This is a genomic window from Vibrio kyushuensis, assembly GCF_050337325.1.
GTDB classification, from domain to species: Bacteria; Pseudomonadota; Gammaproteobacteria; order Enterobacterales; family Vibrionaceae; genus Vibrio; species Vibrio kyushuensis.
Genome location: NZ_JAKJSV010000002.1, coordinates 460960 through 483252 on the forward strand (window position 1 = coordinate 460960; position 22293 = coordinate 483252).

The following is a 22293-nucleotide window of genomic DNA, read 5'->3' on the forward strand; positions in this document are numbered from 1 at the left end:
AAAATCGAGTTAAAGCAGAATATTCAATAATGAGTTATGGAGAACAAAGTATGAAAATAGCATTTATCGGAACAGGAATCATGGGTAAGCCAATGGCTGAAAATCTGCAAAAAGCAGGTCATCAGTTGGTATTTACTGACCACTTTAACCCAGCACCACAAGATCTTGTAGCAGCTGGCGCTATCGTGACTCATTCACCAAAAGAAGCAACGCAGGTTGCTGACGTTATTATCTTGATGGTGCCAAATACACCGCAAGTGGAAGACGTTCTATTTGGTGATAACGGTGTTGAGCAAGGCTTAGGTGACAACGCAGAAACGAAGCTTGTAATTGATATGAGTTCAATCTCACCAATGGCAACGCAAGCTATTGCTAAACGCGTTAAAGAGAGTGGCGCTCAATATCTAGATGCTCCTGTTTCAGGTGGTGAAGTTGGTGCAGTAGGCGGTACGCTAAGCATCATGGTGGGTGGCGACCAAACGGCATTTGACGTGGCAAAACCTCTGTTTGAAGTGATGGGTAAAAACATCACACTAGTGGGCGACAACGGCGCAGGTCAAACAACGAAAGTAGCAAACCAAATCATTGTTGCACTGAACATTGAAGCGGTTTCAGAAGCCTTAGTCTTTGCTTCTAAAGCAGGCGCAGATCCAGCGCGTGTTCGCCAAGCTCTATTAGGTGGCTTTGCTAGCTCGAAAATTCTAGAAGTGCACGGTGAACGAATGATTGAAGGGACGTTTGATCCAGGCTTCAAAATCGCACTTCACCAGAAAGACCTTAACTTGGCGTTAAGCGGTGCAGAAGAGCTGAAAGTAGCTCTTCCTAATACAGCAAACGCACAAGAGTTATTTGGTGAGTGCGCGGCATTAGGTGGTGAAAACTGGGACCACTCAGCACTGATCAAAGCAATTGAAAATCGTTCAGACCATTCGATTCGTAAGTAACTTTACGTTGAGAATGAATTGATCAAAGAAGGCTAGTATTTACGCTGTTTGGGCCGTTATGTTTAGATTATTTCCACTAAATTATACCGACTCAAATAGAAGCAGCGTAAATACCCTATAGAGTGATTACTTGGGCAGGCGATCACTCGGATTTTTCCTCGCAAATCGCGTAGTTTCGTCTCCTTTTATGCGCGTTCCCGTCCCTTGAAGACAAAGCGAATAGGCGCTTCACCTATTCATTCTTAGCAGGCGCTTTTGATTCAAGGTCGGGATTTTTTCTTTCCCGCTTTATCCCATAAATAGTTTTAACTCTTTATATCTATTGGACTTATCGAACAAATTAATTACTATGACAAAGAAGACCCTATGGATAGGTAAACGCATGTCTCGGATTAGAGAGAAAAACCAACAGCTTATTATTGAAGTTGCCAGTGAACAGTTCGCCATAAATGGTTACGCTGCCACAAAAATGGTCGACATTGCCAAAGCTGCCAACATTCCGAAACCCAATGTATTCTATTATTTTAGTAGCAAGGACAAGCTCTACTATGCGGTACTGGAAATGGTTACTCAGCCGTTACTGGAAGCCTCCCGTCCTATCGAGCATCTCGACAACCCCGTCGAAGCGTTAACTCAATATATTCAAACCAAATTACGTATCTCTCGTGATTACCCTTATGCCTCAAAAGTATTTGCTAATGAAGTTATGTCGGGGGCAAAAGTATTGCCTACTGAAGTGGGTGAAGAGCTTTTCAAGCAGTCTCAAATGATTCTAGATAAATTTAAAACTTGGTCTGATAACGGCTTAATGGACGTAGTCCCACCACATCATTTAATGTTCACTATATGGGCAGCAACTCAAACCTACGCTGACTTTAGCTGGCAGATCTGTAATGTGATGGAAAAAGATACCCTAGATAATGAAGATTATGCTGACGCAGCAGAGTTCTTAACACAACTTGTGATCAAAGGATGCGGCGTAAAAAGCGCAACTGAATAGTTCTAATTTGTCACGCTTGTTTGTACATAACTATCATTAGGTTCGTTTAATTTCCTCTTTGAGCCATTGGTATAAGGATTCAAAACGCTGGCTCTCAGAGAAACTTGGCTTACACACTAGCCAATATCCTGATTGGATTACGACAGGTGGGCCTACCTTTTTTAAAAATCCGGACTGAATATCCTGTTCAATCAGTAGGGTACGCCCCAAAGCAACGCCAATACCGTTAATAGCGGCTTGCAGCATTAAATCGGCGCGGTCGAACTGATGTGTGGATAGTTTCGATACATCACCATCATAGCTAGTTCCTTCAAAGTAACTTTTCCAGTCGAATTGAGTACGATCTTTTTCTCCAAGACGATCACCCAATAGCGTTGTATCGCTGCCAATAAATAATGATTCAACGTCTTCTTCAAAGGTTCTCATCAACGCAGGGCTAACGACAGGCTGTAACGAACAGCGGCTAAGACGTGTAGAGTGCAACCCAGGATATGGGCCTGTTCCAAACCTAATGACAACATCTATAGGTTCATGATCAAAATTCACAGGTTCATCACTCACATTGAGCGAAATATTAAGGTCATGTGATTGTGCATGACTCAGTATCGGTATCATCCACTTCATTGCCAGTGATGAAGAGAGCGAGAGTTTTATTTGTGCAGTCGATTGTAACTCACTGAGCTTATCAAGTGCCTTTGGCCATATCGATTGGGACTTTTTAGCTGCATGGCATAATACTAAGCCAGCCTCGGTTGGCACGAGTTTCCTTGTTGTGCGTTCAAAGAGCGTAACGCCTAGAGCTTGCTCGAGAGATCGAACTCGATGACTCACTGCCGATTGCTGAATATTGAGTGTATCAGCGGCTTTGGTAAAACTCAGTTCTTCCCCAATAGCGGCCAGCATCGGTGCAGCTTGGCTCAGGCGAATGAGTAACTTCTCTTTATTGTCATTCATGAATTTAACTCATGTTTATATGAGTATTTATAGTAGTCGAACCTATCTATTATTCCTAACAACAAGATGAAACTTTGATAGGGAAATAGCATGAATACTGAACAACGTCATATAAAAGCGCACATCGTGAATGGTTTCGTAACTAACGGGCAAGGTGGTAATCCCGCGGGTGTGGTTCTCAATGCTGATGATTACTCTGAAGCGGATATGTTGAACATTGCACAGCGTATTGGATTGTCTGAAACGGCTTTTGTTTCTAAATCGCAGACTGAGGCATTTAAATTAGACTTCTTCACTCCCAATCGCCGAATTGCCCATTGTGGGCATGCGACTATAGCGACTTTCTCTTATTTGGCTGAAAGTGGCACAATCAAAGAAGGCGACTCAAGCAAAGAAACAGTGGACGGTCCGCGGAAAATACTCATTAAAAATGGCGCGGCTTATATGGAGCAGTTAGCCCCAAGGTACTCTCAAGAAGATGATTGGAAATCGAAGGGCGTTACCACCGACGATGTCCTTGCATCATTAAATATCTCAGAACAAAGCTTGGCTCCTAGCGCACCGATTACATTAGTGAATACCGGAAACAGTTTCATTATTATCGGCGTACGAAGCGGTGAGGATCTAAGAAATATAGCGCCGAATTTTGAACAGATCGCTGAGATTAGTGAGAAGTTGGATTTGATTGGCTATTACGTATTTACAGTTGATGAAACGGTGACGGATAAAGACGCAACGACACGTATGTTTGCACCTCGATTCGCTATAGAAGAAGAGTCAGCTACAGGTATGGCCGCGGGACCATTGGCGAGTTATTTACGAGATTATCTTGGTGTGAGAAAAACCACGCTTCTTATAGAACAAGGCGCTTATATGGAGCCTGCTTCGACGAGTTTAATCACGGTCGACCTTGAAGTCGAAAAGGGGAAAATTACAGGACTAATGGCGGGTGGGTATGGTCAGGTAATGCGTGATTTGGATATCTATATTTAGTTGTGTAATGAATGTATGGGTAAATAAGAATTCATAGAGAAGAAGTCTACATTTTAGACTTCTTCTCTAATCATTTAAACCATGCGCTAGTTAACTGCTGCTTCTAAAGATCTGTGTTCCTCAATGTGAGGTACTTCAGCGTGCGTACTGAGATCAAGTTGGTAGGCATCATAAGTGCAGTCTCCAATGGCGTGTCTTGGGCAGACATGAACATTGGCTCTACCGATCAATTCTGTATGGCAGTTTGGGCAGTACTTTTCCATTGTAACCTCCAGATTAGCTAATGATTGTCCCAGCCAAAATTGGCGTGGAATTTAAACTCTAGTCAACAAGTTTACTATCTGTATGAACAAACAATGCTAACTTACATCTATTAACCTTTGCTTACACTTTTATGAATTGTGGCTCATATTGGATGATGTTGTATTGCGAACGTTTCTAATCCGCGTAAAGTGGAAGTTAAATGGTGTTTTCGTCAATGTTTACAACAAAGTAAACGCTCGAAGCCCCTAGTTACCTTTTCTTTGGAGATACGATTGAACCTTTCTCATATTAAAGCCGTTATTTTTGATCTTGATGGTACGCTGGTGGACTCGAAACTCGATTTTCATCAATTAAGACAACAGCTTGGTTTTCCTCATGGGGAACCAATTCTTGAATATATTGATAAAATGGAGAGTGAAAAGGAAAGAATCTCGGCGAATAAAACGGTTTTTGATTTTGAAATGAAAGCGGCTAAAACTGCAACCCTAATGCCCGGAGCGTTAGAGCTTATCAACGCGTTACATCAAGATGACTATCCAACCGCTATTCTGACTCGAAACATAAGGCCTGCAAGCCAAATGATGCTCAGCAACTTAGCCTTACCGATTGATTTGATGCTCACGCGAGAAGATTGTCCGCCTAAACCAAGCCCTGAAGGATTATTCATTCTTGCTAACACACTGAAGCTAGATGTCAGCGAGCTGGTTTATGTGGGTGATTATAAGTTTGATTTAGAAGCTGCTCGCAATGCCAATATGCTCGCGTGTCTTTTTGATAGAGACGGCGACAGTGAGTTTAAAAACCAAGCCGATATAGTGATTAATAATTTTGAACAACTCCTAGGCATGCTAAGAGCTGATGCATAATTGATAGGACGTTACTCATTCCACTGAGGTAATAGAGTAGAGGTCTTGCCTTTTCCATTGCAGCCAGTAAGCTACTGGCACTTTCAAATATCCACTTACTAGGCTCAGTATGTTTATCTTTATTCGTCTTTTTAAACTAGCGATCATTTGTGCGCTGTTTTTCACTGTTTTTGATCTTATTGAATCAGGGGAAATTACTTGGGTTGGCCGCTTAATGACTAGCGTTAATCTGTAAGCCTTTCGAACGCTTTTCTAATCACTCACTACAACACGATTTCTACCTGCGCTTTTTGCGTCATAGAGCGCTTTATCTGCACGCTCAATAGCTGACTCCCAATGCTCGTCAGCTTTTAATGCGCTAACTCCGAAGCTGGCGGTACAAAACTCTCGGTTACTCGGCAGCATAGACGTTCTTTGGATTACGCCTTTCAATTTTTCAGCAACAATTTCTGCGTGGTGTCTGGTCGTTTCAGGTAACAAAACTAAAAACTCTTCCCCACCATAGCGGAAACAGAAATCATTACTGCGAGTTTCTACTCGTAAGATTCGGCCAATATCACGTAATACCTTGTCGCCCGTTTGATGCCCATAGACGTCGTTAATATTCTTAAATTTATCGATATCGATGAGAAGTATTGATAGCGAGTGGTCGAATCGTTGGGCTCTAGCGGCTTCTTTTGGGACGAGTTCTTCCAGTGCTCTTCGATTGTAGAGTTTCGTTAACTCATCTTTGAGTGATGAATCGTATATCGTTGCCACCAAGCGTCCTGTCAGCATCCACGTAATAGAGAGCCCGATAAAGATAATCAACGTAATGATTGTGACAAACGTAAGTTGCTGCACTACATTCGCCGCCATGAAGTCTTCAATTCGTTCGTCGAAAGGCAGCCGAATAATTCGAAATAATGAATAGAGTGCATAGATCACTAGGCCCGTAGAGAGTAAATGCTTAGCGGGTACTATGTCATCCACGGTTCCTTTATGGTTGGCATAAAAAGCAAGAATGCTTATTAGCCCCGTGTGCGTTGCCATTATAGCGATGCGCGCGTCGGTAGAGGTGGAAAAATAGGTGAAGTAGGTTAATCCAATCACCACGGCAGGTAAGGAGTAATATCCCCAGTTTGCTATGGCGATAGGGTAGCCTCTAATCCGACACACACCATGTAGAATCAGAGTGTAACTCACTGATATGAGGGAGTTCGCGAGTATTTTCGATACCCATAGTGTCGTGTTGTTACCAAAGCTTAAAAGAAGAAAACCGACACCGAGCAAGAAGAGTGCAAAAGCAATGATGCTAACACCGTGGATGCTCGGCTGAAGCCTTTGAATGAGCGCAAGGCTAATGCCGTATGTGAAAGAAAGTAACACGCAGACGATAGATAAAGTGGGTATATCTAGCTCGATCAACATACAGCCTCTCATCTGTGATTATATCGTTCAGTGTAGGTCATATCTGAGCAATGGTAAGGACAGGTCAGTGCTTATTGATGAGCATTGATATAAACAAAGGAGGGGCAATGAATTAGTCGAGTCACCAAGCGTGATATCGCTGTTGGTGACCCGATGGTAACCCGATTTATTAAGATTGTTTTCTTTCTAAACGACTGCGACCATTTTCTGTAATAGCCTAATCATCTCAGCTTGCTCGCCTTTATCTAACGAGCTAAGCATATCTTTGTTCACGGCAAGAGGGATCGGCAACAGCACTTCTTTTAAAGCGTGTCCTTGATCGGTTAAATAAATACGAAAAGATCGTCGACTATTAGGATCATCACGCCTTTCAACTAGCCCAAGTTTTTCGAGCTTATCGAGTGTTCGGGTCGTGGTGGAGTTCTCGACCTTAGATTTTGCTGAAATATCCCGTTGAGTCACGCCTTCTTCTTCCCAAAGGCACATCATGGTTGGCCAAAGGGCGAGGGTTAAGCCGTGTTTTTTTAGCTCTACTTCAAATTTCTTAGCGGCTTGTCCTGCGATGACATTGATCATCCACCCAAAGCTTGTTTGCCTACTAAACTGTTCTGTCATTTCGTTATGCCATTGATGGTGCAATTATTGTCATGGTAACTAATCCTGCAATAACTAGCATTAAAAAAGCGCGTCGGTGAGAGACAAACTTCACTGCCATAGGGCCTGATTTAGTTGCTTGGCTTCCAGTCAACATCGCCTTTAGTAAAGGTTTTCTTTTGAACTTATAGACAATAATAGCTGCGACATGGAGAACAACGACGAGCGGTAAAATGTTGGCGAGCAATAAATGCGTTGACTCTAGCCAGTCGAATACGCCATCAGTTAGCCAAATATCTGAATTGGGTAAACTATCTAAAAAACCTGAAAGTGCTAAACCAGAAATACATTGAAGCAGCAGTAAAGAAATGAGCCCGATAACCATAAGAGCTCCGAGCGGGTTATGCCCGATATTGGTTTGAGGCTGACCTTTTAAGTATCGAATGATCTTAATAGGTGACACAACAAATTGAGTGAAACGATTGGTATCACTTCCCCAGAATCCGAGCAGTACTCGCCAGATTATTAAACTCAAAAGCGCTAACCCTAATAGAGTATGTGGGCCATTCCCTGAGAAACCAGAAATGAGTAATCCACAAAAAATTGCGGCTTGTAACCAGTGATAAACCCGTGTCGCTAAATCCCAAACTTTCATGTTTTTTCCTCGGTATTAATTATGTTCGAATTTAATTTACACCGCAACAGTTGCAATCGCAACAGTTGTAATGTAAATTGTCAATCAAAGGTCAACGAGGAACCCGAAAAGAGGACTTACCATGAAGAAAACAGTTGTTGCTAAAAAGACGATAATGCATGCATTACTGGCAGTAGCGCTAGTGATTCCAATTGTTGCATTAGCGAGCGGTTTTGAGAAACAAATCGATGATAGGCAAAATGCGTTCTCTCAAATTGAACGTGAATTAAAGTCTGCAAAAAATGTTATTGATGGAAGCAGCACTGATTGGTACGAGCTGAATGAACGCAGTCAGGCGTTACAAAGTTATGGAGATACCTTACACGCCTCATTTCCAGTCGGTAGCCAAAACGGAAGTAAGGCCAAACAAGAAGTATGGGATAACCCAAAGAAGTTTAATTCGTTACTGAGTCAGATGACGTCGAGTTTCGAAGCGTTAGAGAGAGCAAGTGAGAGTAAAGACGTAGCAAAGGCAAACTCAGCGCTTAAAAGTGCTAATAGTACGTGTCGAAGTTGTCACCGAGCTTACCGTTCTCGCTGGTAAAACATGTTTGTTCAAAGTGTACGTCTATATAAGTATTTCCATAAATGCCTGCCTATAACTGAGTATTGCCATTTTTACCCTCAAGCTTCATTAGGATTATAACGATGAAAACTACAATTACAGCCATACACCGAATCGCAGCCATGCTGGCGTTTTTAATGATATTTTCATTTTTCACGAGCACAGTAGTAGTTGAATTATTCGGTGATCATCAGGACGTTTATCAAGTCAAAACGGTCATCTCTTATGCGGTATGGTTGCTTATACCGATGATGGCGATCACGGGGTTCACCGGAGCAAAAATGGGCGGGAAAAGTTCGTATCCGCCTATTCTAGCAAAGAAAAAGCGAATGCCTTTTATCGCGATAAATGGGTTATTGATTCTCACCCCATGCGCCTTTTACTTACAGTACCTAGCTGAACAGTCTCAATTTAATGATATCTTTTACGCTGTTCAAGGACTGGAACTGATGGCTGGAATGATCAATCTCACCTTGATGTCGCTCAATATTCGAGATGGCTTAGCGATGAGCAAACGAAGAAAGAGCTCATCTAATCGAACAATTAAAAGCTAAAATCCTTGTTGAGTTTAACGAACTTCTAGACCGAGATTATATTGGGCTAAGCAGCGTGTGACGTAACTGATCTTTAGAAATGCCGCGATGATAATCGTACTGAGATGCGCGGCAATTTGTACCGGCAAAGAGAACTGGTTAGCCAATGGGTACGCAATAATAATACTGGTAATCATGGCAATCACTGTGAAAGCTAAAATGATATTGGATACTGAAAGAAGTGTTTGAAATCGTTGAGTAGTGTTCGACATAGTAATCACCTAAATAGTAATAGTTACCATTATCTATAGCGAAAACCATGCCAATACATAAAACTCATATAAATCAATTGAATGGAAAATTCATTGATTTAAATCATGTAATTATGACATAGTATAAATTAAGTCATAATGACTCTAGTGTGTTTTTTGTTACCAGCTTCTAAAACCACAGGTATCAATGTGGAATCGAACGCCAGAATAGAGCCCTAATCCAACTTCATATTTTTGCCCATTTTTAGCATGGATAGCTTTGAGTTTTTTATGTAAATCAGGGCGAGAAATATCAGAGGAAGGCACAAGGTCTAAAGCGCAAAAGTCTAAGTGCTTACTACGCAGCGCTCCTCCAGCTTGTTGATTATAAATGTCGGTTCTTTCTCCCGATACAGGGATCACGACACCAATTTCAGGTTCAATATAGGTTTGAATGAAGATGAGCGTACGAATCATGTTAGGGAGGTGTTTCGAGTTTGGCAGCGTGAACAGGGTCGTATTACTCATCACCCAATCCGTCCCTTGTAATAAGATTAAATGCAGAGGCATAGTTGGTTTTATCCCTGCGTCTCTTAACTGCTTTCCTATTTTTAATACCTTGTCTTCGGCATGGTTCAGCAGTGTCCAACCCCGAAAGGCGACCCGCGTGGGAAGCTTGTAACCATGAACATCAACAATCAAATCGTCGTAGTTGATTTCAGTTTCTTCAGTGTAGAGCTTTTGCAGATCATCAGAATGAGGCTGGGAGGTCATCAGGAGCAAGGAAATAAACAGGTGAGAGTACATGGCGTCGCTCCAATGTTTGAGGTCTATTGAGTATAGACGCTCGTTTATTTCTTATTGATTGATGTGATTTTAAGGCGAGTTTCAAAAGACTTAGGCATGCTCCACTTAGAGGGGAGCATAGTTTTTGATTATCGACAGCCCGTTGGAAGTGGCTAAGGAAAGGTCGCTTGATTTCGACCGTTTTGTTTTGACTGATACAAGAATGTGTCGGCCTCAACAAACGGGGAGGAGTCATGGCGAAGCGAAGCAATACGGTTGGGTTTACTAACGCCAACGGAGATCGTAATGGTCAATTCTCCTGCTTTGGTTAAGTAAGGATTTTCACCTATCTGTTGCAGAAGTAAGTTGATGCGAGGTTGGATATCTTTACTCTCTTTGATTAACCACAAAAACTCTTCGCCGCCCCACCGAATGAGCAGCTCGTCGTCATTGATGCATTGCTTAAGCCTTATCGCGGTTTGGATTAACACCTCATCACCCACATCATGCCCATGGGTATCATTAATACTTTTGAACCAATCTAAGTCGATGAGAACTACGCGATATCGAGTGGCTTTGTCTAGCTTTGAACCTGACTCCAGCTCTTTTTGATAGTATCTACGGTTATTCACATTTGTTAGTGGATCTTGATAGGAAAGCTGCTGAAGCTCGGTGTTTTTACTCCTAACGATTAGGGTTTTACGAACGACAAGAACGAGTAGAAGTAGACCAACTGTTCCCCAAATAGACAGTATTCTAAAATGCAGTTTTTCTTTACCAAGTTGTAAGGCATTTAATTTGTTTTGTACGCTGAGCAAATCACGCTCTTGCTGAACTTCTTGGGTATCAAAAGCAAATTCTAGAGCGTATATTTCATTAATGAATTGCTCACGCTCTTTATCATTATATTCTTTATAAATGCGTAGAGCCTCCGTTGAATTCCCTTGAAGCTCATATATTTCAGCTTTGGCTTTATAGGAGTTTATCAACCACCGATCATGCTCAATTTCCTTGAATATGGCGATTGCGCTGTTTAACTGATCCATAGCCTGAGCGTAATTCTCTAAACCGATAAAGCTTTTGGCTGTGATAAATCGGCATATTCCGAGTTGTTTTGGGTAATCTTTGGCAGTTGGATAGGATTGGCAATCCATAGATACATTATTCGCTTGTTCATATCGGTTTTCGAGTAACAGCAACCGAGCTTCAACTTTAAGCTTTAGGATTTGGTAGTAGTCACTCAAATCAGAATCAAAGTACTTTAGTGCTGATTCATAGGTATTTCTAGCGGCGGTGGCATCTAGTAGTTTGTTGTAGATAAATGACTGATTGAACAGTACCACTAACAGCCTTTGTTTAGGGGCGTTGTCACTGGATTCGAACGTGGTATAAGCCTGTTTTAAGTAAACTAGCGCCTTTTCCCATTGCTCTAAATGAACGTAAAGTAGACCAAGATTATTGTAAAATCGTCCGTTGTATTCGTTTTTCGGGTACTTCTTTCCTAGTTCTAAGCCTTTGTGAAAGTACAGTTGTGAGGCTTTGAGTTGGTTTGATGCATTATAGAGAGCGCCGGCTGTATTATAGGCTCTCAATAATAAAAATTCCGCGCGGTTACGTTCAGCCATCTCAATAGCCTTTTTAATATTTTCTATTCCGGTATTGATTTCACCACTCTTTACTGTTTTTTCAGCTTGCTCTATGAGTAATTGGGCTTGAAGCCATTCCACATCCTTCGCCAATAGAGTCAGTTGTTGATTTAGATCTAATGCTAAAGATGCAGCGCTTTGCTTGTTTGCAATATCACGCTTTAAAAGCAAGTTGACAATGTTTTCTAGTGTACTCCATGTCTTATTTGACCGAGCTTCTAATTCTTTTAAAGCTTGATGAGCTTTAATTGGATCTTGATGGATGAGTTTACCAATGCGAATAAGTTCGTAACCGACCGTGCTATCAGCCAACTGTTCATTTGGGCTTAACATTATGGTGGCTTTTTGAGAAGGTAAGTGATTGGTACTGAATAAAAAAACTTCAATTGTAATGATTGCAAGCATTGTGAACAGTGACGCTACAATGATCAATCCAACTCTTTTAAGAAGCGTATCTTTGCTAATCAATTTCAATTCTCAATTACTATGAATGTAGCCACTGCTGCTTAAAGTGGCATTGGCCTAAGTATAGCGTGAAATGTTTAGTAGTAGACGATTACATAACTACTTATTATTGAATTACTTGGGGCTAATGCGATTGTATTATAATATTTGGCCATCAAACATAGGTGTCAATGGAATCTACTTAGCCTATGAACATATATGAGAAGTGATTATGAAATATTTGTCGAGTGTTGAAATTGAACCAACAACTAAAGCGACCGCTTCGGTAATTTGGTTGCATGGTTTAGGGGCTGATGGTCATAATTTTGAGCCAATAGTAGGGGAGCTGAATCTTCCTGAAAGCTTAGCGGTTCGCTTTGTATTCCCTCATTCCCCTTCTATACCAGTCACGGTCAATGGAGGAATGGTCATGCCCGCGTGGTACGACATTTTGGATATGAGCATTGAACGAAAGGTGGATTTGCCGCAGTTAAATGATTCAGCCATTGCTGTACAAGCGCTAATCGACCGTGAAATAGAGCGTGGTGTTGAACCTAACCGTATTATTATCGCAGGCTTTTCTCAGGGAGGTGCTGTCGCGTATCAAGCTGCATTGACTTATGAAAAACCATTAGCGGGATTATTGGCAATGTCGACGTACTTTGCTACTAAAGAGTCTATTCAAATACACGAAAGCAACAAGAGCATTAACATCAGCATACAGCACGGTAGCCTAGACCCTGTTGTTGCACCTTTACTGGGTGACCAAGCGCTAAAAACATTGGAAGATAAAGGATTTCAACCAAGTTATAAGCAGTACCCTATGCAACATTGCGTGTGCGAAGAGCAAATAGCCGATATCTCGGTGTGGTTACAAGAGCGTTTAATGTAATAAAAAGCGCGACTCATAGGTCGCGCTTAAAGTTTCTAGTGATTAATGAAAATTACTTGGTCTCTAATTTAGCTTACTCGCTCCCGAATACTTAACTCCAGATAGCATCGCCATTTCTCTGTCCCATGTTGCTAGATCTTTCGGGTTAAATTTACTGAGGTCATCATGACCACAGGCTCGTGACATCACTTGCATTAACTCAGTTGACGCCTCAAAGAAATTCTTGAGTTGTTTTGATGCTTTGTCGACATTCAAACGTTGGCGCAAATCTGCTTTTTGTGTCGCTATTCCAGCAGGGCAGTTATTGGTGTTGCACATACGAGCAGCAACGCAGCCAATGGATTGCATTGCGCTGTTTGAAATCGCTACCCCGTCGGCGCCTAATGCCATCGCTTTAACGAAATCCATTGGAACACGCAGACCGCCAGTGACGATCAATGTGACACGTCCGCTCGCGCCTTGCTGGTCTAAATAGCGTCTGGCTCGTGCTAGTGCAGGAATAGTAGGTACGCTAATATGATCGCGGAACATCTCTGGCGCTGCCCCTGTACCGCCGCCACGTCCATCTAGAATGATGTAGTCAGCCGTTGCATCTAACGCAAACTGAATATCCTCTTCAATATGGTTTGCGCTAAGTTTAAAGCCAATAGGAATACCGCCGGTTACTTCACGAACTCTGTCCGCAAACGCTTTGAAGTCTTCTACTGTATTTAGGTTTGAGAAAGTAGGAGGGGAAATTGCTGGTTCACCTTCAGGGATGCCGCGAACTTGAGAGATCTTTCCGATATTTTTATTACCAGGGAGGTGACCACCCGTGCCTGTTTTTGCGCCTTGCCCGCCTTTAAAATGGAACGCTTGTACGTTCTTGAGTTTTGACTCGTCATAACCAAAGCCTGCACTGGCGTATTCATAGAAATAGCGAGAATTCTCAGCTTGTTCTTCGGTGAGCATTCCACCCTCACCAGAACAGATACCCGTGCCAGCGAGTTCAGCGCCTCTCGACATCGAGACTTTTGCTTCTTCCGACAGCGCGCCAAAACTCATGTCAGAAACAAACAGTGGGATTTTAAGTGTGAGTGGTTTTTTAGCATCAGGTCCAATGACGAGTTCAGTAGCAACAGGTACATCTTCCATCAATGGCTTAGTTGCCATTTGTGCAACCATGACTTGTAGATCATCCCAGTGGGGTAGGAGGTGTCTTGGCACTCCCATAGAAGTCATAGGACCATGATGCCCAACTTTAGAAAGACCATCTCGCGCCAACTGGTGAATAAACTCGACCGTAGGCTCTTCTATTGTTGCAGTTGCTGTAGGGGAAGCATCCACTGATTGAATTTGAACGCCAGGGCCTTCTTTCCCAACTTGTTCGGTCGTAAATTGTTTATGGGAACCGTCGCAAAAAGGCGTGTTCGCCGAGTGCTTACACTTACAAAGGTAAGCGTCGCCACTCTCTTCAGCAACAAAGCTTTTTGACTTCATGCCTGTTCCAGCGTGTGAGCCGTCGCAGTAAGGTTGATTTTTGGAACGTCCACAGGCACAAAAATAGTAGGTTTGATCTTTCACCAATTCGACTTTAATTGGTTTGTTGTCCGCGATTATTGGATTGCTCATGCTGTTTCCCTCTCCATGGGGTTTTTATCATTATGATTTGATTTTTCTTTTACAAGTAAGCTATTCGTTAAGAACTAAGCATAGGAAACGCAAAGAGAATTAGCGCAGATTTATTTGCGATATCAACGCTAATTCTATGTGTAACGCCTACATAAGTTTCATTTCTCCTATTCACTTTAAGGTCAATGCCTGTAAGTAGGTGTTTGCCTTATAGGTCAACGCGGTGGTGAGGTGTGGTGAAATCCAATTCAGGGCCTTTTGGAATCACAAGCGTTGGGTTTATGGTCTCGTGGCTGCCGTAGTAGTGCGCTTTGATATAAGGAATATTAACGGTTTCAGCAACGCCCTCAACTTGATAGAGGTCGCGCAGATAGCCCCAGATATTCGGGTAGTCGACAATGCGCTTTAGGTTACATTTGAAATGGCCAACGTAAACTGCATCGAATCGAACCAAGGTAGTAAATAAGCGCCAATCCGCTTCCGTTATGGTGTTACCCATTAAATAACGCTTGGTCGATAAGCGTTCCTCAAGCGTATCAAGAGCGTTAAATACGTCGACAACAGCTTCATCATAAGCAGTTTGAGTGGTTGCAAATCCTGCTCGGTAAACACCGTTATTGATATTTGGGTAAATGAACGCATTAAGCTCGTCAATTTCAGCTTGAAGCGCTTGTGGGTAGAAATCGAGAGGTGTCGTGGTCGTCTCAATATCATCAAACGCTTCATTAAACATACGGATAATTTCCGCAGACTCGTTGCTCACAATCGTTTCGGTTTTCTTATCCCAAAGAATGGGCACCGTGACTCGACCAGTGTAATCAGGATCTGCTTTGGTATAGATCTGGTGAGCAAATTTTGCATCCATAATTGGATCTGGGATCACACCGTCTCCCGCCTCAAAATGCCAACCGTTTTCACCCATATAGGCGTTAACGACCGACATTGAGATGATATCTTCTAACCCTTTTAGCGAGCGATAGATAATGGTTCGATGAGCCCAAGGGCAGGCTAGTGATACATATAGGTGGTAGCGATTCGCTTCTGCTTTAAAACCATTATTACCGGTTGGCCCAGCGCTGCCATCCTTTGTTACCCAACTACGAAAGCTCGACTTTTTGCGTTTGAATTTTCCGCCGGTTGATTTAGTGTCATACCAATCTGTATGCCATTCGCCATTAACTAATAATCCCATCATATTCTCCTTTTCAAATCGTGGTAGTGCTAAGTAATTAGTGGAAAGCAACGAGTGTTAAGCAAATTTTCCGCTGCTGTAGTCTTGAAATGCTTGCATCAATTCTTGTCTGGTATTCATCACAAATGGGCCGCCTCTTACCACAGGCTCGTTCAGTGGTTTCCCCGCTAAAAGCAGGAACTGTGCATCGCTGCTTGCTGTGATTGAAAGTTGCTCTTCGCCTTTGCTAAGAATACCGATGTACTTCTCTTCAACAGATTGGCCATCAATATAAATGCTACCTTCGATAACGTAGACAAAGGCGTTGTGTCCTGCCGGAATATCTTGAACAAATGTTCTGTTATGAGGCATCGACACATGCATGTAAGTCGGTGACGTGTAGGCATTATCAACGGGTCCCGTTGTCCCTTGATTAGTCGTTCCTGAAATAACACGAATCGATGTACCATCTTCGCGCTCTTCGAGTGGCGTACGTTCCGGTGGAAACTCTTGGTAGCCCGGCTCAACCATCTTGGAGTCTTGAGGAAGGTTTACCCACAATTGATAGCCCTTGAGTAGTCCATGTTCTTGCTCTGGCATTTCAGAGTGCAGGATCCCTTTTCCAGCTGTCATCCACTGTACGCCCCCGGGTTCAATCACACCTTCATTGCCAGTGCTGTCTTTGTGGCGCATCTTACCGTTTAGCAAATAAGTGACCGTTTCAAAGCCTCGGTGCGGGTGAGTTGGAAAACCGCCTACGTAATCAGACGCTTGATCACTTTCAAAACAATCGAGCAATAAAAATGGGTCGAGCATATCGAGTTCGTTAGTCCCGATGATGCGAGTCAACTTCACGCCGTCACCATCAGAGGTATTCACGCCTTTGTAGACTCGGCTGAGCGTACGGTATTGAGTTTTCGTTTTTGTCATGTCCATCGGTTAATCCTCGTTGTCTCTCTGATTCATCTGTTTCTTCAATAAACCTGTTTTTCAATAAACTAATACTAGTTGTTGATAAAAACGCATTAAACAGCAAGAATGAGAAATGATTGTTCTCATTTCGAGATTAATGGGCAAGGTTAGGAGAGTGCTGGTATGGGGCAGCTAGAGAGTATTCACATATTCATCAAGGTTGTTGAAACGGGCAGTATTACTAAAGCTTCTGAGCAGCTAGGTTTAGCAAAGTCAGCCATCAGCAAAAGGCTCAGTGAGTTAGAGCAGCAATTGGGCGTGAAGCTGATAAACCGTACCACACGTAAATCGAGTATTACTGAAGCGGGCCAGATCTACTTTCAAAAAAGTAAATTGATCTATGAAGAGCTTGATGAATTGAACTGTGAGATCTCCTCAGTACAAAAGAACTTAATTGGGACGTTAAAAATCGCCGTACCACTCTCTTTTGGTATTGAGCATTTAGTCCCTGCTCTTGATGAGTTCTCAAAGTTGCATAGTGAGCTAAAATTGGATGTCGACTTTTCAGACCGAAGGGTAGATTTGGTTCAAGATGGTTTTGACCTCGCGCTTAGAATCGGTCATTTGGCAGATTCCACACTCAAAGCGAAAGCCATCACGCCTATCCGACACATATTATGTGCAAGCCCCGCTTATCTTAATGAGTTTGGCATTCCAAAATCGCCAGACGATCTTAAAAACCATAAGTTTCTTAGGTACAGCCAAATGTCATTATCAGGGTTGCAGCTTATGGATGAAAACAAACAGAAGTTCATGGCGCAGATTGATGTGGTTCATAGTGCTAACAATGGTGAGTTTCTTAAAAGTATGGCGACATCAGGGCACGGCATTACCCACTTACCAACATTTATTATTTGGAAAGAGTTGAAAAGTGGTGCGTTAAAACAGATCCTAACGGCATACACGCCGGAGCCACAAAACGCTTATATTGTTTACCCAGAGACGCGTTACTTACCTCAAAAAAGCCGTGCGCTGATTGATTTTTTAGCTGACTACTTTGGTGATGTACCATATTGGGATGACGAGTAATCAAGGTTATTGATGTAAAGAAGTGGGCTCGGAAGTTGGGCCCTATTGGCGATACTTCTGACAAACAGAGCGAGAAATCTAAGTGATAAGATACATTCAACGACGCCGTATTAAAAAGGTAATAAAGTTACTTTCTGCGCGCTTGGTTAAGAGTTATGGGAGTAGAGAATACTTTTCTATTGGTCAGGTCAAGACCTCCACCAGTGAGCTAAATAAACGTCAACAGCAAATCGCCTTGGCGTTGTACGCCAATCCACAAGATTTGGATCAAGAGGACAACTTGGCACTTCACTCACTGCGCAGTGACGTATCGAACGATTTTTTTGGTGGATGTGATTACACAGGCCAAGACGTTCTCAATTTACTGGGTTCAGGCGGTTGGAAAGGCGGCCGGATGAACGATGATATGTCACACCGATTTGGTATGGGGAGTCGGTATTAAGTTGCGTACTACTGTTTCTGGGAACTAGAAAAAAACGCCCCTATATTGGGGCGCTTTTCGTTTGTTGATACTTCCTGTATCCATAGACAAGTCCAATCTGCAGCACCTTTACGGAAAGCCAGATCATCGATATCTCCAGTTGTGTATCACTGTCGAGTTTAGCACAGTGATGCTTTGAAAGCTGACTGTTCTTTACGCAACTTTACGGCCTGACACTGTTTATTTACTTAGCAGCATCTACAGTATGATGAGGATTCATTGTAGGGAAATTCAAATGACTATCGATCATCGCATGACACCCATTAAATTGGCTTTAACACTAGCCTCAACAGTGGGCGTACTTCTATCTGCAAGCAGCTTTGCGTCGACGTTAACGACCCCAATTGTTGATACCAACCAAACCCAGTGCTTTAGCAATAAAAACAGCAGCAGTTGCTCTAGTAATGTCGGTCAGGATGCGCAGTACCAAGGCAATCTGCCAAACTATACAAATAATGGTAATGGAACAGTCAGCGATAACGTCACCCGTCTAATGTGGACACAATCAACAGACTTGGATAATAACGGTAAAATCACCGTAGATGACAAGTTAGGGTATGAAGACGCGTTAGAGTATGTGAAGTCAATTCGAACAGGTGGCTATAATGATTGGCGTTTACCTACTATTAAAGAACTCCATTCATTGGTGCTGTTTGACGGACAAGACCCAAGTGGTTTAAAGCCGTCGGGAGAGGTGAGTTTAGTGCCGTTTATTGATGCTCGATATTTCGTGATTAATGCGGGAGATACCGATTCTGGGGAGCGATTAATCGACAGTCAGTTTGTCTCTAGCACCAAGTATGTCTCTACCACGATGAACAAAGATGAAACCGTGTTTGGGGTGAATTTTATTGATGGGCGAATTAAGGGTTATGGTATTGAGCACCCACGAGGCGGTAAGAAAACTTTCTACGTATTAGCGGTTCGTGGTAATACCGATTATGGCGTTAATCAGTTTTCAGATAACCGTAATGGAACGATTATGGATTCGGCAACAACCTTAGTGTGGCAACAGTCAGACAGCCAAAATCAGATGGATTTCCCCAAAGCACTCTCTTATTGCGAAAGCCTTTCCATCGCAGGTCGTGATGACTGGCGTCTGCCGAATGTAAAAGAGCTACAGTCCATCGTCGATTATTCACGGTCTCCCGCAACCACAGACTCTCCCTCCATTGACCCTATCTTTTCGAGTACTTCAATTAAGAGTGAAGGGAATCAAAATGATTACGCGAATTATTGGAGCAGCACGACGCATATCAACCTTCGAAATGGCGCTAATGCTTCCTATGTTTCATTTGGCCGTTCAATGGGGTATATGAATGGAAAGTGGATGGATGTACACGGCGCAGGGGCGCAACGAAGCGATCCTAAAGTAGGCGATGCAGGCGACTATCCTACAGGGCATGGCCCGCAAGGGGATTCGATTCGAATTGATAATATGGTGCGTTGCGTCACCGGAGGTTCGGTTCAATTTGTTGAGCAGCCTGATCTTATTCCGCGCCCTGCCATGACGTTCAAAAATAGTGCATCTAGTTCCGCAAGTTCAAGTGGGTCACAAGGGGTTTCAAATAAACAACCAATGAGACAGGGTAGCGGAAAATCAGGTAATGGGCATTTTGAAAAAATGGACCGAAATGGTGATGGGAAGCTTTCCAAAAATGAAGTGAAAGGCCCGTTAGCGAATGACTTTAAACGACTTGATAACAATAGTGATGGATACATATCTAAAGATGAAATGCCTAAGCGGTGACTCGTGAGCGTATTTGATCTATGAATACCGTAATAACTTCTATACTAAATAAGCAAATTATCAATAGGAGTTAAAAATGTCGGTTTATTATTCGGTAGTGGAAGTGACCCCAACCAGTGAAGACTGGATCCCAAGTTATATTGAAGAGGTGACCAAGTTAGTTGCTAAGCATGGTGGTAAGTATCTTGCGAGGACGGGCAACCATAAACAGATGGAAGGCGACCGTGAAAGCCCTGCACTCTGTGTCATTTTGGAGTGGCCATCAAAAGAAGCGGCTGAACGTTTTATGGAAGATCCCGCTTACGGACCTCACTTTAAAGCGCGAACAGAAGGTGCAGTCAATCAGCATGTGTTCATCGAAGGTAAGGACGATTTTGCTTGAAAACAGTGTTACCTAGAGCATTCAGATGCCCTGTCTATTTTGATGGGGCATTTTTATTTCTAGTGATTGAGTAATTAAAATTGTGACTACTAGCAGTTGTAAATTGCTTCGAGTTACGGTTACAATCTGTCCATCCCATCTTTAGGAGTCTACGCCCATATGAATAACTAATACCTGTCATCCACTTTTTTACATTATTTTTTGGATCCACAGGGTTAGTAGGCGTAGCTTTATCGCTCGTATCGAGCCGTATTTTTTTGCTCATACCGAGCGCGACTTCCAGCACAGCACTACATTATTTAGAACGCATTCGATGACGTTTATTCGTTAATTATGCTGCGATCTATCTCGGTTTTCGTCTAGATACTATCTAGGTCAATACCGTAATCTGGCTACGTCTAACGCCCCTGTTTAACAGGAGGCTTTTTTATGCCACAAGTACACATACAATCAACAATACATACCACACAGATAGCGATACAAGCGAACAATCTGAGCTACCAGTTCGATAACGGGGAAACTCTGTTTGAGGGTATTTGCTGCACATTAACTCATCGACGAATTGGTTTAATTGGTCGAAATGGCGTTGGAAAATCAATTCTGGCGTCGCTGCTCATTAAAGAGCGAGAACCCTCTTCGGGAAACGTTACGTTACATACACAAGTTGCAAGCTATAGCCAATTACCGTCGTCGCTTCTTAATGGCGAGATAACAATAGCGCAGTACCTAAAGCTAGATACTGTGTTTACGGCCATTGAGCGAATAGAGCAAGGAGAGTGTGATGCTGACCTATTTACAATCGTTGGAGAGCAATGGTTAGCCAAGCAGGAGTTAGAACAACAATTAGTGGAACTCGGTTTGCCAAAAGATGTTCATTTTCCTTGCCAATTACTCAGCGGAGGCCAATTGGCACGGCTCCGTTTATGGCAGCTGTTTCGATCAGATGTTGGTTTGCTCGTGTTGGACGAGCCGTCTAATCACCTAGACGCCGAAGGTCGAACTTGGTTGATCAAGCAAATGAATCAATTTTTAGGGCATGTCTTACTGATCAGCCATGATCGACAGCTACTAAGACAAATGGAGCGAATTTGGGAGCTGTCGACGTTAGGGCTTACACAGTTTGGTGGCAGTTTTAATTTTTACGTTGAGCAAAAGCAGCAAGATTTGTTCGCAGTTGAAAGGCAGATAAATAGCGTTGCTAAGCAGCAAAAATGTTTGGAAGTGGAGGCGCAGAAAAACAGGGAGAAGTTCGAGCAAAGAGTAGCCAAAGGGAATAAGGAGAGAGCAAAGGGGGGAACACCTAAAGTTGTTCTCAATCAACGCCGCACTAAAGCGACTGCAAAGGTTTCAAACCGAATAAAAAATGAGAATGGTCGGCGTGAACTGTTACAAGAGAAAGCGAACGGGTTGCAGGCTCGCCAAGAGCGTTTGAAAAATCAGAAAATGTATCTTTCAGACGGTGATCAACGATCGAAAAATTTAGTGTCGATTGTTGATGGGGTACTCCCTTTTGGCAACAAAGCTTCGATAAACCTGAAAATTAACAGTTCGATGAAAATGCACCTTCAAGGAGGTAATGGTAGCGGTAAATCTACGCTGCTTAAAGCCATGCTAGGTCACGTTGAACGTGTTGGTGGCTATTGGAACATCAATACGCCGATGGTTTATTTGGATCAGCACTTTGGCTTAATGAAAGGGGATAGCTCTGTACTTGATAATGTCTGTCATTATTGTGAAGGCATTCAGCAAAGTGATGCGAGAACCCTACTGGCGGGTATTGGTTTTCGTCGTGATGATGTGCATCGGTTGGTGGACCAACTCAGTGGTGGAGAAAAAATGAAACTCGCCATGTTGGTGGTGACGCATCAAATCGATCAACCGTTGCTTTTATTGGATGAGCCGGATAATCATTTAGATTTAGACTCAAAAATCACTCTATCGAGTGCACTTCAGCAGTATAAGGGCGCATTCGTGATAGTCAGTCATGACGACGAATTTGTACAAGAGTGCGGGGTGAATCGTACTTATTTATTAGAAAAATACGATGAATAGCTAAACAGG

23 protein-coding genes are annotated in these 22293 nt (G+C 42.7%); 12 read left to right on the top strand and 11 right to left on the bottom strand.

What is annotated here, in order from left to right:
• Positions 1-29 precede the first annotated feature (29 nt).
• A complete protein-coding gene (locus tag L4D20_RS02105; protein ID WP_428799907.1) occupies positions 30-944 on the top strand; it encodes a 2-hydroxy-3-oxopropionate reductase in 915 nt (304 codons plus the stop codon).
• A gap of 382 nt (positions 945-1326) precedes the next feature.
• Entirely contained in the window at positions 1327-1944 is a 618-nt protein-coding gene (locus tag L4D20_RS02110) for a TetR/AcrR family transcriptional regulator (RefSeq protein WP_428799908.1), read from the top strand.
• 36 nt (positions 1945-1980) lie between these two features.
• On the opposite strand, the gene L4D20_RS02115 is transcribed toward L4D20_RS02110, so the two are convergent.
• Complete coding sequence (locus L4D20_RS02115) at positions 1981-2898, bottom strand: LysR family transcriptional regulator (protein ID WP_428799909.1); 918 nt, start codon at positions 2896-2898, stop codon at positions 1981-1983.
• 90 nt (positions 2899-2988) lie between these two features.
• Here L4D20_RS02115 and L4D20_RS02120 point away from each other — a divergent pair, with 90 nt between their 5' ends.
• Positions 2989-3891: a PhzF family phenazine biosynthesis protein gene (locus tag L4D20_RS02120; protein WP_428799910.1), complete on the top strand. Its 903-nt coding sequence runs from the start codon at positions 2989-2991 to the stop codon at positions 3889-3891.
• An 86-nt stretch (positions 3892-3977) separates the two neighbouring features.
• On the opposite strand, the gene L4D20_RS02125 is transcribed toward L4D20_RS02120, so the two are convergent.
• Complete coding sequence (locus L4D20_RS02125) at positions 3978-4154, bottom strand: hypothetical protein (RefSeq protein ID WP_428799911.1); 177 nt, start codon at positions 4152-4154, stop codon at positions 3978-3980.
• Between the two features lie 273 nt (positions 4155-4427).
• On the opposite strand from L4D20_RS02125, the gene L4D20_RS02130 reads away from it, so the two are divergent.
• Entirely contained in the window at positions 4428-5021 is a 594-nt protein-coding gene (locus L4D20_RS02130; protein WP_428799912.1) for an HAD family hydrolase, read from the top strand.
• A gap of 252 nt (positions 5022-5273) precedes the next feature.
• On the opposite strand, the gene L4D20_RS02135 is transcribed toward L4D20_RS02130, so the two are convergent.
• The 3 genes from L4D20_RS02135 to L4D20_RS02145 form a co-directional block, all read right to left on the bottom strand.
• Positions 5274-6431 (bottom strand): GGDEF domain-containing protein, encoded by a 1158-nt coding sequence (locus tag L4D20_RS02135; RefSeq protein WP_428799913.1) that lies wholly within the window; start codon positions 6429-6431, stop codon positions 5274-5276.
• Between the two features lie 186 nt (positions 6432-6617).
• On the bottom strand, positions 6618-7046 hold the full coding sequence (locus tag L4D20_RS02140) for a MarR family winged helix-turn-helix transcriptional regulator (RefSeq protein WP_428799914.1): 429 nt from the start codon (positions 7044-7046) through the stop codon (positions 6618-6620).
• 4 nt (positions 7047-7050) lie between these two features.
• A complete protein-coding gene (locus L4D20_RS02145) occupies positions 7051-7680 on the bottom strand; it encodes a cytochrome b/b6 domain-containing protein (protein ID WP_428799915.1) in 630 nt (209 codons plus the stop codon).
• A 121-nt stretch (positions 7681-7801) separates the two neighbouring features.
• Between L4D20_RS02145 and L4D20_RS02150 the strand changes: the two genes are divergently transcribed.
• A complete protein-coding gene (locus L4D20_RS02150) occupies positions 7802-8263 on the top strand; it encodes a c-type cytochrome (RefSeq protein ID WP_428799916.1) in 462 nt (153 codons plus the stop codon).
• Positions 8264-8367: 104 nt separating this feature from the next.
• Positions 8368-8838 (top strand): hypothetical protein, encoded by a 471-nt coding sequence (locus L4D20_RS02155; protein ID WP_428799917.1) that lies wholly within the window; start codon positions 8368-8370, stop codon positions 8836-8838.
• Between the two features lie 14 nt (positions 8839-8852).
• Here the strand turns inward: L4D20_RS02155 and L4D20_RS02160 are convergent, their stop codons facing one another.
• The 3 genes from L4D20_RS02160 to L4D20_RS02170 form a co-directional block, all read right to left on the bottom strand.
• Positions 8853-9089 carry a hypothetical protein gene (locus L4D20_RS02160; protein ID WP_428799918.1) on the bottom strand — a complete coding sequence of 79 codons (237 nt, stop codon included), beginning with the start codon at positions 9087-9089 and terminating at the stop codon, positions 8853-8855.
• A gap of 159 nt (positions 9090-9248) precedes the next feature.
• Positions 9249-9875 (bottom strand): hypothetical protein, encoded by a 627-nt coding sequence (locus L4D20_RS02165; protein ID WP_428799919.1) that lies wholly within the window; start codon positions 9873-9875, stop codon positions 9249-9251.
• A 152-nt stretch (positions 9876-10027) separates the two neighbouring features.
• Positions 10028-11932 (bottom strand): tetratricopeptide repeat-containing diguanylate cyclase, encoded by a 1905-nt coding sequence (locus L4D20_RS02170; protein WP_428799920.1) that lies wholly within the window; start codon positions 11930-11932, stop codon positions 10028-10030.
• 244 nt (positions 11933-12176) lie between these two features.
• Here L4D20_RS02170 and L4D20_RS02175 point away from each other — a divergent pair, with 244 nt between their 5' ends.
• Positions 12177-12836 (top strand): alpha/beta hydrolase, encoded by a 660-nt coding sequence (locus L4D20_RS02175; RefSeq protein WP_428799921.1) that lies wholly within the window; start codon positions 12177-12179, stop codon positions 12834-12836.
• A 63-nt stretch (positions 12837-12899) separates the two neighbouring features.
• Here L4D20_RS02175 and L4D20_RS02180 read toward each other — a convergent pair whose 3' ends face one another.
• The 3 genes from L4D20_RS02180 to L4D20_RS02190 form a co-directional block, all read right to left on the bottom strand.
• Positions 12900-14447: a glutamate synthase-related protein gene (locus tag L4D20_RS02180; protein ID WP_428799922.1), complete on the bottom strand. Its 1548-nt coding sequence runs from the start codon at positions 14445-14447 to the stop codon at positions 12900-12902.
• A gap of 208 nt (positions 14448-14655) precedes the next feature.
• On the bottom strand, positions 14656-15639 hold the full coding sequence (locus tag L4D20_RS02185) for a glutathione S-transferase family protein (RefSeq protein WP_428800737.1): 984 nt from the start codon (positions 15637-15639) through the stop codon (positions 14656-14658).
• Positions 15640-15696: 57 nt separating this feature from the next.
• Positions 15697-16554 carry a pirin family protein gene (locus L4D20_RS02190; protein WP_428799923.1) on the bottom strand — a complete coding sequence of 286 codons (858 nt, stop codon included), beginning with the start codon at positions 16552-16554 and terminating at the stop codon, positions 15697-15699.
• Positions 16555-16713: 159 nt separating this feature from the next.
• Here L4D20_RS02190 and L4D20_RS02195 point away from each other — a divergent pair, with 159 nt between their 5' ends.
• The 5 genes from L4D20_RS02195 to L4D20_RS02215 all read left to right on the top strand — a co-directional run bounded on the left by L4D20_RS02195 (position 16714) and on the right by L4D20_RS02215 (position 22284).
• Positions 16714-17619 (top strand): LysR family transcriptional regulator, encoded by a 906-nt coding sequence (locus tag L4D20_RS02195; protein WP_428799924.1) that lies wholly within the window; start codon positions 16714-16716, stop codon positions 17617-17619.
• Positions 17620-17701: 82 nt separating this feature from the next.
• The gene (locus L4D20_RS02200) at positions 17702-18061 is read left to right on the top strand and encodes a DUF6559 family protein (protein ID WP_428799925.1); all 360 of its coding nucleotides are present in this window, start codon (positions 17702-17704) and stop codon (positions 18059-18061) included.
• A 274-nt stretch (positions 18062-18335) separates the two neighbouring features.
• On the top strand, positions 18336-19850 hold the full coding sequence (locus L4D20_RS02205; RefSeq protein WP_428799926.1) for an Lcl C-terminal domain-containing protein: 1515 nt from the start codon (positions 18336-18338) through the stop codon (positions 19848-19850).
• Positions 19851-19926: 76 nt separating this feature from the next.
• Entirely contained in the window at positions 19927-20232 is a 306-nt protein-coding gene (locus L4D20_RS02210; RefSeq protein WP_428799927.1) for a DUF1330 domain-containing protein, read from the top strand.
• Between the two features lie 429 nt (positions 20233-20661).
• Complete coding sequence (locus L4D20_RS02215) at positions 20662-22284, top strand: ATP-binding cassette domain-containing protein (RefSeq protein WP_428799928.1); 1623 nt, start codon at positions 20662-20664, stop codon at positions 22282-22284.
• Positions 22285-22293 lie beyond the last annotated feature (9 nt).